The sequence below is a fragment of the Thermogutta sp. genome, from assembly GCF_039793925.1.
Classification (GTDB): Bacteria; Planctomycetota; Planctomycetia; order Pirellulales; family Thermoguttaceae; genus Thermogutta.
The window spans coordinates 34,787-45,718 of record NZ_JBAMME010000206.1 but is presented as its reverse complement, the minus strand read 5'-3'; the positions used below and the strand labels follow the sequence as shown (position 1 = coordinate 45,718).

The following is a 10,932-nucleotide window of genomic DNA, read 5'->3' as shown; positions in this document are numbered from 1 at the left end:
TAGCATTCATGCACGGGAGAAACGCCTTTCGGCTGACCGACGATGAGCGACAGCAACTTCGCGTTTATTTGGAACGCGGGGGTATGATCCTGGCCGATGCCGTGTGTGCCAATCGGGCGTTTGCCGAGTCATTCCGGCGAGAATTCGCAACATTGATACCCGATCATCCCCTTCAGCCCATCCCACCCGATGATCCCATTTACACCACGGCGTATGGCGGCTTTGATGTGAGATTCGTCACCCGTCGCGATCCCCAACCCGTCGGCCCAGAAAGCCCGGCTGCAGAGGCCTTAAGACGTGTCCCACCAGAACTGGAGGGCATCCGCATTGACGACCGCTGGGCGGTAATTTTCTCGCCTTACGATCTCAGTTGTGCACTTGAGCGTCAACAAACAGTGGGCTGTCGCGGTTATACTCCGGAAGACGCCGCCCGACTTGGAATAAACATCCTCCTCTATTCGCTCCAACAGTAGTCGAGACTGTTTTGGATTTATTTTTCGAGCATATCGGTACTGTGAGAAGTCCGCATTTGTAAGTTGAAAGGATTTTTTCTTCGCCCCGCCGACCCTGATTCCGTGTGGCGACTTGCCGTTTAGGCGCATGTCCCTTGGGAGGTCTCATGCGGATCGCTGGCAGTACTGCTCGCGCCATGGGTATCGGCCCCGCTTTCCGGCGAAGCCAATTTTTCAGTCATTTCACCTTTCTCACGCCAGCGAAGTTGGGCGCGATGCCGTTCGATAAATGCACGGATCTGCTCACCGAATTCCAGCAGGCGAAACCACTGATCGGCGTACAGGGTGACCGGCATCCGTTGCAGTCCGTAGACACTCACGGCCCCCTTGGGGCTGACTTTGCACGTCAGCGGGGGCAACTCCGGTCCAAGTTCAGCAAGCAGCCGATCCGCCTCTTCCAGAGAGATCTCACCCGCTGCCAGTTTTGCCAGGATCTCCTTCCGATGCATGGCATCCTCACTCCTCTCAAAATGGTTTTTACGGGGTCCAAGCTGTCACCCGCGACAGCCTCCTTCGTCTTTCTCCGCCATTTCGCTCTGACGAGTTCAGAAACCTAACCCTTTCGTCTTCGTTTTTACTCGCAACAAGTACATGTCGGCGGTGATATAGAGAGTAGACCCGTCATCGCCAAAAGCGCAATTTGCTGTGGGCACCTTCACACGGATGCGGCCGAGAAACGTACCATCCGGGCGAAAAATGTTAACACCGCCTGGTCCGGTGGCAAAGAGATTGCCTTTCTGGTCCACTTTCATTCCATCAGGCAATCCCGGTAACCCAGATTGTTGCCATGGTTTAGCGTCGAAGAACACCCTGCCTTCCCCTAGCGTTCCGTCTTCACGCACAGGAAATGCCATCCAAAGAGGGCGCTGGGGATCCGACTGCGCGACATAGAGAGTCTTCTCGTCTGGAGAAAAGGCAATCCCATTTGGCCGGGTCATATCCCGTACCAGCAGAGTCAGTTTGCCGTCCGCTGAAATGCGATAGACCCCGCAAAATCCCAGCGCATTTGGGTCTCGCTGTGCCTCCGGCGTCATCCCATAGGGAGGATCGGTGAAGTAAATATCGCCGTTCGATTTGACGACTAGGTCGTTCGGGCTATTGAGCGGCTTTCCCTCGTAATGGTCGGCCAATGTGATGAAACACCCTTTTTCCCATCGGGCTACCCGTCGATCGCCGTGCTGACAAAGGAGCAACCGGCCCTGGCGATCCAGTGCCAAACCGTTCGATCCCGACTCACCGCCCCTCTCCCTGAAACCTGTGTAGCCGGAAGGTTTCAAAAATATGTCAATCCCCTGCCCTTCCTTCCATCGGTAGATCGTATTCTTCGGCACATCCGAAAAGAGAAGATATCCACCTTCGGGAATCCAGACCGGCCCCTCCGACCACTCAAACCCCTCAGCGAGTATTTCCACCAGAGCATCGGGAGCAATCAGTTCGTCCAGACCGGGATCGGCCCGTTCAATCCAGGCAACCTTTTCGGACGGGCTGTGCGACGGCTCTGCGCCGAACACAACTTGCGTCGTTATGCTGAGAGCGACAATCACAAAAAACAGCCCGTATCGCGTTCGCTGATCCAGAACGGGGGTTGTACCGGAACCGAAAAGCTTCCACATAAGCCACCTCCTGACATTTCGCGATTGCTGGAAAAGATCGCTGAACGTAATTTTTCCTACCAACAAAAAACGAGCAATTCGAAGCCGCTCAGCCGTGAATACTCTTCCCCGTGGCGCGGACTGACACGAACTCTTCTTGCGGGGGTTGACTCCCCACCCGAAACACGCTGGCCCCTATCATAACGGTTGGTTTTCCCGTTGGCAATCAACGGGGACGCTGGGGTGTCGTTGGAATAGACCAGGTTTCGCGCCGTTTTCGGCCTCTCCGGCCACCTCCAATCCAACCGGCCTTTTCGTTGCGCAGCCGAGAGCCCATGACGCGAACTGAGCGATACTCCCAGACTCTGTAACTGTGTGATTCATTCAATGGCGGAATGACACGGGCCGTGCGAAGATTGGCCTCCTGGCATTACTCCAGGCGAATCCGATAGATATGCACCGCCAGGGGACCAAAGCTATCGACGAACTGCGAATTGCTCAGAAGCAGCGACCTCTCCTCATCCACCACCTCCACGGATCCGGAAGCCAGGCCAGGGAGATCGGAAAGAATGAATCTCGCTGCCATGGGCTTTTCCTCGGGATCGTAATTGACAGCGAAGATATATGCGAATCCCTCATGCCTGGTGAGGAACGCGGCCAATCGGGCCTTCTCGGGCACTTCCATACGGAGCTTTTCAGTCTCCCTGGTGGCGAGAATGGCCGGCGCCAGGCGCGTGAGCTGATCGTTGATCTCTTTGAGAGCCCGCTGGTTCTCTTCCGGCACCCCAAACTGGCTGTATGCCGGTTTCCACACGTGGGTGAAATATCCAATGGCCGTCGCGCCGCCGCAGAGTGCCATCCAAACTTCGGCACGGATATGCCGCCCCGTTACTTCTTTCTGATTCTCTAACGGGCCCGTGTATTGTCCGCCCTTGCTTGTTTCGATCCAGGCATACACGGGGCGCTGTCCGGCCATTTCTGTGAGTTGTGCGGTAGCCTCGTAGACGAGATGGATCCATTCCGGCTTGTTCCATCCATAAATGGGGTAAATGTCGAAGCCCACCACGTCCGTTGCCTCAATGTACGCCGGATAAAGCAACTGCCGTTCCTGGTCGCTCCATTTACCGAAATGTGGATGAAAATATCCGGTGAAGGTCATGAAGACTGGTCGGGAAGGATCGGCCAACTTGATCTTTTGGTAAACTTCTTTCGTTCTTTCCGGCCACTGTCGGGGTACCAACCTGGGCGGCGAAAGAAACACATTTTTACCCTCGGCGTCATACGCGGCCACCTCGCTAATGGAACCCCATTCGTTCTGCCCTCTCTCAATGCGAACGATCCGAAACCGAAACGCTTTCGCCGTCAACGGCTCCGATAAGGCGAATTCTTGTTTTCCGCGTTTGGCTTCCAGATTGAAACGGGCGACTTCGCGATCGCCGTCCAAGAGCGCGATCTCCGTGGCGACGCTCAATCCCGGTGATACTGTAAGCCAAAAAGCTAGCTGGCTGACGGTTACTGGTGATTGCAACCGAATCGTCCACTCTGCATTTTCAAGGGGATCGAGAACTGACCACGAGGATTCGTCTCCGTCCACCATACGCCACAAGGGGGTTTTCGGATTAAGACGCAAGCCGGGCCCCGGCTGAACGTCCGCAGAACTCTCCTGGTGAGGAAGGTCGGGCTCGTCATCGTGGATATAGCCAAGCAAGGCCGGATGATCTTTGATGGCCGGGTCGTAGGGCATCACTCCGTACAGGTCTGCCGCTTTAACCAGCTCCAGATATTCCGCCACATTCTGTGTTCCCCCAGCCCGGGGCCAATATCCGGCCACTGTGTTCATGCCACATTTCTTAACCAGAGAAAAATTGGACGGATTTTGCAGCCAGGCCATGATTGGCAAGAAAGGCTTGCCATTGACACGCAGGGCTCGGTTTGTACCGAGCTCCACCTTTTCGATTGGTGGCAATTCCCCATACGCCACACCGGCAGCCCAGACCGCCAGCAAGAGAGTCCCTATCAACCCGCAAATCCACCGAACCAATCTGTCGTAACGGACGCACAAGCGCATGAGGACACCTCCTACGAATAAAAAGCATACTAAGGAAACACGCAAACGCCGTTCATGATAACGTGCCGAGCTGTGTCCGGCGAGTTGCCCCAACAAGCCTGGAGTATTGCAATACGGTCAACCTTGCGGAGAGAAAAGCGCGTGACTAAATTGGCGCTTTTGATCGGCGACTTACCAAAACTGAATGAGAGAGCAACGAGACTGGGAAATGGAAATCGGTTCGCTCGTGACGCTGCGTTTGTGCCACGGGATTAATCGTGAATGAGAGGTTTTTCTGGCCACGGCTTGGTTACGCTTAGGGAATGGGTGATTACACTCACAGCACTTTATCGAACCAGCTTACACGCGGGAAACGGGATATGTTCCGGATGATTTGGCGTCCGTTATTGTCAAACGTAGGTAGTTCGCAGTCCGCGCGAGGTGCCGCTCGAACGCTTGCCGTTATGCTCGGAATCGGTATCGGCTTGCTGCTGGGCCCACGTGCTATTGCGGCCGAGCCTGGCGGCACGATTACGCAGTTCAGCCATGTCACCCTATCGTGGCTCGACTTTGCCATTGTGTTGGGATATCTGGTGGGCATCATTTTGCTAGGATGTTTGGCCGGTTTGAGACGCCAGGGAGTCCGCGGGACAGACTATTTTCTGGCAAGCAGGTCGCTCCCCTGGCCGATGATCGGCATGGCCCTTTTCGCCACGAATATCTCTACGATCCACCTCGTCAGCTTTGCTCAAAATGGTTTTACGTCGGGGCTAACTTACGGCAACTACGAGTGGATGGCGGCATTCACGTTGATCATTTTGTCCCTTTTCTTTGCGCCGTTTTACTTGCGGGCAAACGTCGCCACGTTGCCTGATTTTCTAGAGCGTCGCTACAATCGGGCATGCCGCGACTATCTTGCGGTGCTCTCCATATTCTCCGCTGTGGTGGTCCATATTGGTTTCTCGCTCCTGACGGGGGCGATCGTGCTCGAAGGAACGATTCTACCCGCCTTTGTAAATGGGAATCCTGAGCAATACCGATTCTGGACCGTTCTGGGGATGTGCGGGGCGACGGCGATTTACACGATCGTCGGCGGGTTGCTGGCTGTGGTGTGGACGGAAACCATCCAGACCGTGGTGCTGTTGACCGGTGCAGCGTGCATCACGTGGATCGGCATGAACATGATCGGTGGGTGGCACGGGCTGAAAGAAGCCGTTCATCCCGTCAATCTGAGCATCCTTCGCTCCAGCGCCGATCCTACGGGTGTCACGTGGTACGCGGTGTTTTTGGGCTACCCCGTGCTGGGGGTGTGGTACTGGTGCACAGATCAGACGATTGTGCAGCGCGTTCTGGGTGCTCGGGACGAAAACCATGCCCGGATTGGGCCTCTGTTTGCTGGATTTCTCAAAATTTTGCCGGTGTTTCTGTTTGTGCTGCCGGGCGTGATTTGTCTGGGCCTGGTGAACACGGGCAAGCTGCCCCCGCTGCCAACCACCACCGATGGCTCACCCGATACGCAAAAAACATACACCCACATGATCAATCTGCTTCTGGGGCCAGGGTTTCGCGGAATCGTTATTGCCGCCCTTCTGGCGGCATTGATGAGCACGGTGTCGGGCGCTCTTAATTCAATTGCAACACTTTTTAGCTACGACATCTACAAACGCTGGCGTGGGGAGGTTTCAGACCGGCATTTGGTGTGGGTAGGGCGAGTTGCCACTTTTGTCGCGATGTGTATCGCGGTGGCCTGGACCATGGCGCTGGGCCGGAGGGACACTACCATCTTCCAGGCAATGGTCGATGTGTTTCCGGTTGTGGCTCCCCCCACTGCGGTCGTCTTTTTATGGGGTGTGTTCTGGCGAAAGACGTCGGGTTGGGCTGCGTTCATCATTCTGGTGGGAGGTTCGCTCTTGGGGATCGGTGTGTTTATTCTCACTTGGATGGGAATTCTAAAAATTAACAGTCTATTTATGGCGTTTATCTTGTTCTGCTTTGAATCCGTTCTCATCGTCATCCTGTCGCTTTTGCTCCCTCACAAGCACACGCCGGAAAGCTTGTCCCTCGTGTGGGAGAAGCCCTGGGATGCGCTCCGGGGTGAAAACGCGTGGCGCGGCCTGCTCGATTATCGGGTCTTTGCTGGCCTGTTATTCCTGACTATGGTCGGGCTGTACTGGGCCTTCACGAGTCCACACGCTTATTATCCGATTCGCGGCCAGCTGGAAGTGGACGGCCAGCCGGCCGTCGGCCTGGAAATTCTTCTCGATGCCGAAGACGATCATCTGGACGAACGCCTCATCACGGACGAAAACGGCATCTTCACTTACGGCAGCACCCTTCGCGCAGGCGGCGCGCCGGACAAAACGTCCCTGCGGGTGGTCGTGCTCCGACCGGTCTGGGATTATCTCGTGGAGGTAGTCAAGAGAACCAACGGTGACCTGCCCGAAGAAAAGACCATCGTCCGCGCCGCGATTCCACATGGGACAAACGTCGAAGAGAAAGAGGAGGCGGGACAACGGATATTCACATGGCGAGACGCCCAAGGGGAACATCGCGTCGTTGTGCCGACCAGCGCCAATGTGGAGTTGCGGCGGGCACCCGACATTACCCAGGATTCCATTTGGGCGGAGGCAGCACATCTTTCTGTGGTTGCTTCTCCACACGAAAAGTTGCAGCGCCTGAGCTTGCGAACCCACCGCGCCGCGGCAATTCTCCCAGCACACAAGCCTGTCGGCTGACGCCCTGATGAGCTTGTCCACCGGGTGTCCCCGCCCTACCATAATTGCGGGCGTGGAGGAAACCGGGAATGCTTTGGAGCGGAGGTGCGGCTATGAACGCAGAACTCTTGTCGCGTGAGGAATGGGAACTCATCCTTGAGTTGCTGGAGCGTGAAGAGGCCGATCTCCACTGCGAAATCCGTCATGCCCGATTTTACGACGTGCGGGAACTCCTCAAGCAGAAAAAGGATATGATTGGGCGGCTGATTGAGCGGATTCGCAGTTTGGTTTCCGAACCTGTCACAGCTTCGTCGTGAGCTCGGGAACCAACGGGCGGAAAAGGTTCAGCGCTTCCATATGCACCGAAGCGTCGTGCAGGATTTCGAGGATTCCTTTTCGGATTATCATCACGGCAATAGAGGCCATCAGCAGGGAAGCGATCTTCGACATCGTTCGTACTCCGTCCCGCCCGAGAAATCTCTCAATCTTGGCTGCGACCGAGAACAGCCCCGCCGCCAGAACAACGTTGGCGAGTGCTGCCGAAAGGGCCGGCAGCTTTCCATACTGGTTGGCCAGCAAAAGCACCGTGGTCAGGACGGCCGGTCCCACAGTGAGAGGCACACCCAGCGGAACAGCCCCCAGAGATTCCGTATCCAAATGGGGCCGCCCTTTATCCGTGGCGAAGAGGTCGTTCATGGCCACAATAAAGAGCATGGTGCCGCCTGCCACCATGAAATCGGCAATCGTAATGCCCAGGAATTGGAGGAGGACCTGCCCTACGACGACAAACACAATGACGACAGAGCTTGCCGTGAGAACCATCTGCCATAGGATGCGCTGTTTGACCGTGGGCGTTAGCCCCTCTGTCAGGCTCAAAAACAGCGGGAGCAAGCCCACTGCGTCCACCGCGGCAAACAGGGGAACAAAACACAGAGCGAATCGATACAGGAAGTCCATGATCTGATTGAACATGGGCGGTCGGATTGACGTTTTCTCTCTACGGTAAAGCATCATTTTCTCCCCGTGATTGGCACCCGACAATAGACGATGCTCTAAAGTGCGCCCAATTTCAAACCAGTGGGTGGATGAGGATTCGCCTCCGGGTGCTGGAATTAGCTGATACGGTCGGGGCAACTCATGAATTGCCCTGATGGCTGATCCGGATGAGTACACACGAGCCAGTGTCCACGGACGGAGCGACAATTTCCCCAGGGCCGAGGATTGGCTGGGCCGTTGCGACGGGCCCCCGTACCGTTACGCACCTGTCCCATTACGTATAAAAGAACTTGCCTTTACCAGAGTTTTTATACCGATCTGAGTTCCCCCAACGGTTATACTTGACCTAGTTCATGCGGGCCTCTACGGGGAAAGCGTTTTTTGTAGCACGTTCTCCCAAGAATGCTCCGCCTGAAAACGGTTGTCAGAGAACCCGCCGCTTTACTTCCGTCGGGCAGAATGCGGCATGGGTCCGCCAGAGAGGGCAATGATCTAGAGAACAGTGGCGTTCGCCAATGTGTTTGTCTAAATGCATTGTTCACTGGGGCAAGCGCTGGGTGCTGCGAATAGCTTGCGATTCAGCCGCCCATTTGATTTGGTACCAACCTGACACAAAATGAAGGGAAAGCAGGCACATTGTTATCCAATTTCCGTATTCGATGACTTGCTGTCATGAGGTATTCAATAATTAGCCTGGAAAAATGCCTTTTCCTGGGTGCCGTGGTGGGCTGGTGTCTGTTCACGAACGTACACAGCTCCGGGGGTGAGCGCCAAATGGAGGCCCTTGATCGCGGCTGTGTTGCGATCGACCGCGGAGACCAGACCGTCATGCTTAGCTGGCGACTGCTGGCGGACGATCCCGAAGAGATCGGCTTTTATGTTGATCGGCAGGATTCCATGGGCGTTTGGCACAGGCTCACTCCGTCGGTCCTGCATATGACAACTCATTTCATCGATTCCGATCGAACGGCACCATTTCCCCGGATCTATCGCGTGACGCCCGTGGCAAACGGCCGCAACCTCGGCGAACCAGCGGTGGTCAAAGTTGAACTGGGGCAGAGGTATCTGGTCATCCCCCTTCAAACGTTGCCGGGGCATATGCCGAACGACGCCTCCGTCGGAGATCTCAATGGGGACGGCAGATACGAAATCGTGCTGAAGCAGGAAATGCGTCCGCGCGACAATTCGCAGCGCGGACCAACAGGCGAGACAAAATTAGAGGCTTATACCCTGGACGGCAAATTCCTCTGGCGAATTAACCTCGGTCCGAATATTCGCGAAGGGGCACATTACACCCCCTTCATTGTTTACGACCTGGATGGGGATGGCCGTGCCGAAGTCGTTTGCCGAACCGCCGACGGGACCGTGGACGGAGTAGGGCATGTGATCGGGTCGCCCACCGCCCGTTATCGTGACAGCCAGGGGCTCATCCTCACAGGTCCTGAGTACCTCACCGTGTTTGACGGGCCAACCGGACGCGCTATCACGACCGTCCCCTACGTACCGCCACGAGGTCGTGTCCAAGACTGGGGCGACGATTACGGCAACCGCTCCGACCGATTTCTGGCATGCGTGGCCTATCTTGACGGCGAGCATCCCAGCGTGGTCATGTGCCGGGGATATTACACGCGGACTGTACTGGCGGCCTGGAACTATCGCAATCAACGACTTCAACTGATATGGGTTTTCGACAGCGACGCAGGCCCGGACTCCAACCGCGCTTATCGGGGGCAGGGCAACCACAATCTGGCCGTCGCGGACGTTGACGACGACGGCTGTGACGAGATCATCTACGGTGCGTGCGCCATCGATCACAACGGTCATGGCCTTTATTCCACGGGCCTTGGACATGGAGACGCACTGCATTTGACGGACATCGATCCCGACAGGCCGGGGCTTGAAGTCTTCGGGATTCACGAACGCCCCTCCCATCCCTATGGCGCGAATTTGCGCGATGCTGCGACGGGCAAGGTTGTGTGGGGATTGGCCTCCCCAGATGTAGCTCGCGGGCTGGCGCTGGACATCGACCCGCGCTATCGCGGTCTAGAATGCTGGGCCATTGGTCCAGGCCTACAGGGTCTGTACAACTGTCGTGGCCAACGCATTGCGGAACGTGCTCCCCGGTCGTGCAACATGGGTGTATGGTGGGACGGCGATCTCCTCCGAGAACTCCTCAGCGGCACCCGAATTGAAAAGTGGATCCCCGAAACTGAAAGTACGGTGACGCTTCTCGACGCATCCCAGTACGGATGCGCCTCCAACAACGGCACAAAGGCCAATCCCTGCCTCTGTGCGGATATCCTCGGCGATTGGCGGGAAGAAATCCTTTGGCGAACGAGTGATGGTCGCGCTTTGTATCTTTTCACAACCCCCGAACCCACCAACCATCGGTTTGTGACGCTCATGCACGACCCCGTGTACCGGCTCGGGGTCGCCTGGCAGAATGTGGGCTACAATCAACCGGCCCATCCGGGATTCTACCTAGGAGAAGGGATGGCGCCGCCGAAACGGCCATCGGTCCGGCTCACCAAATCCCGGCCATAATCCAGGCGGATTCTTTTTTCCTCGTCCCAGAAGCACCCCACAACCGCGTCATAGACCGTGGCTTCCTTGTTGCGTCAGGACAAAGGCCTGCCAACAATAGGGAAAAAATCGGGCTTAGAGGCTTCCGTTCATTCGGATAGGAGTAAAAGCGTTATGATGGGATCTCAACTTCTCGTTTTCCTTCGCCGCTATTCGAGTTTATTTCCACGCGTGTGGCTTGCCGTAGCACTGTTTGCGATGACTGTCTCTCCACCAGTGCAGGTTGCCGTTTTGGTTTGGGCGGAACCTGCCATTCCGGTGGCAGAGGCCCCCAAAGATGCTGGCCAGATGCGGGACCTCCAAAAGCAAGTGGCAGAATTGATTGAACAGCTTAAACCATGCATCGTCGCAGTGCGGATCGGCAATACGCAGGGGAGCGGGGTGATCGTCACCGAGGACGGCTATGTTTTGACCGCCGGCCACGTGGTTGGTGAACCACATCAAAGCTGTGAACTTATTCTCGCCGATGGGAGGCACGTCAAAGGGGA

At 56.2% G+C, this 10,932-nt stretch carries 8 protein-coding genes and 1 pseudogene; 5 read left to right on the top strand and 4 right to left on the bottom strand.

Annotated features, from left to right (window positions below):
* Nucleotides 1-473, top strand: a 473-nt coding sequence (locus ABJK56_RS08340) for a DUF4159 domain-containing protein (RefSeq protein WP_347244204.1), incomplete at its 5' end; no start/stop codon positions are given.
* Nucleotides 474-592: 119 nt separating this feature from the next.
* Here ABJK56_RS08340 and ABJK56_RS08335 read toward each other — a convergent pair.
* From ABJK56_RS08335 to ABJK56_RS08325, 3 genes are all read right to left on the bottom strand, one after another.
* Complete coding sequence (locus ABJK56_RS08335) at nucleotides 593-961, bottom strand: hypothetical protein (protein WP_347244203.1); 369 nt, start codon at nucleotides 959-961, stop codon at nucleotides 593-595.
* Between the two features lie 96 nt (nucleotides 962-1,057).
* Nucleotides 1,058-2,125, bottom strand: a complete 1,068-nt coding sequence (locus tag ABJK56_RS08330; RefSeq protein ID WP_347244202.1) for an SMP-30/gluconolactonase/LRE family protein — start codon at nucleotides 2,123-2,125, stop codon at nucleotides 1,058-1,060.
* A gap of 409 nt (nucleotides 2,126-2,534) precedes the next feature.
* Nucleotides 2,535-4,172 carry a hypothetical protein gene (locus tag ABJK56_RS08325; protein WP_347244201.1) on the bottom strand — a complete coding sequence of 546 codons (1,638 nt, stop codon included), beginning with the start codon at nucleotides 4,170-4,172 and terminating at the stop codon, nucleotides 2,535-2,537.
* A 359-nt stretch (nucleotides 4,173-4,531) separates the two neighbouring features.
* On the opposite strand from ABJK56_RS08325, the gene ABJK56_RS08320 reads away from it, so the two are divergent.
* Nucleotides 4,532-6,886, top strand: a complete 2,355-nt coding sequence (locus ABJK56_RS08320) for a sodium/solute symporter (RefSeq protein ID WP_347244200.1) — start codon at nucleotides 4,532-4,534, stop codon at nucleotides 6,884-6,886.
* 92 nt (nucleotides 6,887-6,978) lie between these two features.
* Complete coding sequence (locus ABJK56_RS08315) at nucleotides 6,979-7,182, top strand: hypothetical protein (RefSeq protein ID WP_347244199.1); 204 nt, start codon at nucleotides 6,979-6,981, stop codon at nucleotides 7,180-7,182.
* On the opposite strand, the gene ABJK56_RS08310 is transcribed toward ABJK56_RS08315, so the two are convergent.
* Entirely contained in the window at nucleotides 7,166-7,876 is a 711-nt protein-coding gene (locus ABJK56_RS08310) for a MarC family protein (RefSeq protein WP_347244198.1), read from the bottom strand. The two genes, ABJK56_RS08315 and ABJK56_RS08310, sit on opposite strands and share 17 nt — an antisense overlap.
* 657 nt (nucleotides 7,877-8,533) lie before the next feature.
* On the opposite strand from ABJK56_RS08310, the gene ABJK56_RS08305 reads away from it, so the two are divergent.
* Complete coding sequence (locus tag ABJK56_RS08305) at nucleotides 8,534-10,405, top strand: rhamnogalacturonan lyase (protein WP_347244197.1); 1,872 nt, start codon at nucleotides 8,534-8,536, stop codon at nucleotides 10,403-10,405.
* A gap of 153 nt (nucleotides 10,406-10,558) precedes the next feature.
* Nucleotides 10,559-10,932 (top strand): annotated as a pseudogene (locus ABJK56_RS08300) (hypothetical protein); the annotation flags it as partial.

Excerpts from the sequence above, each read along its gene's own strand:
- ABJK56_RS08335 (WP_347244203.1), bottom strand. The coding sequence starts at position 961 with ATGCATCGGAAGGAGATCCTGGCAAAACTGGCAGCGGGTGAGATCTCT.
- ABJK56_RS08330 (WP_347244202.1), bottom strand. The coding sequence starts at position 2,125 with ATGTGGAAGCTTTTCGGTTCCGGTACAACCCCCGTTCTGGATCAGCGA.
- ABJK56_RS08325 (WP_347244201.1), bottom strand. The coding sequence starts at position 4,172 with ATGCGCTTGTGCGTCCGTTACGACAGATTGGTTCGGTGGATTTGCGGG.
- ABJK56_RS08320 (WP_347244200.1), top strand. The coding sequence starts at position 4,532 with ATGTTCCGGATGATTTGGCGTCCGTTATTGTCAAACGTAGGTAGTTCG.
- ABJK56_RS08315 (WP_347244199.1), top strand. The coding sequence starts at position 6,979 with ATGAACGCAGAACTCTTGTCGCGTGAGGAATGGGAACTCATCCTTGAG.
- ABJK56_RS08310 (WP_347244198.1), bottom strand. The coding sequence starts at position 7,876 with ATGCTTTACCGTAGAGAGAAAACGTCAATCCGACCGCCCATGTTCAAT.
- ABJK56_RS08305 (WP_347244197.1), top strand. The coding sequence starts at position 8,534 with ATGAGGTATTCAATAATTAGCCTGGAAAAATGCCTTTTCCTGGGTGCC.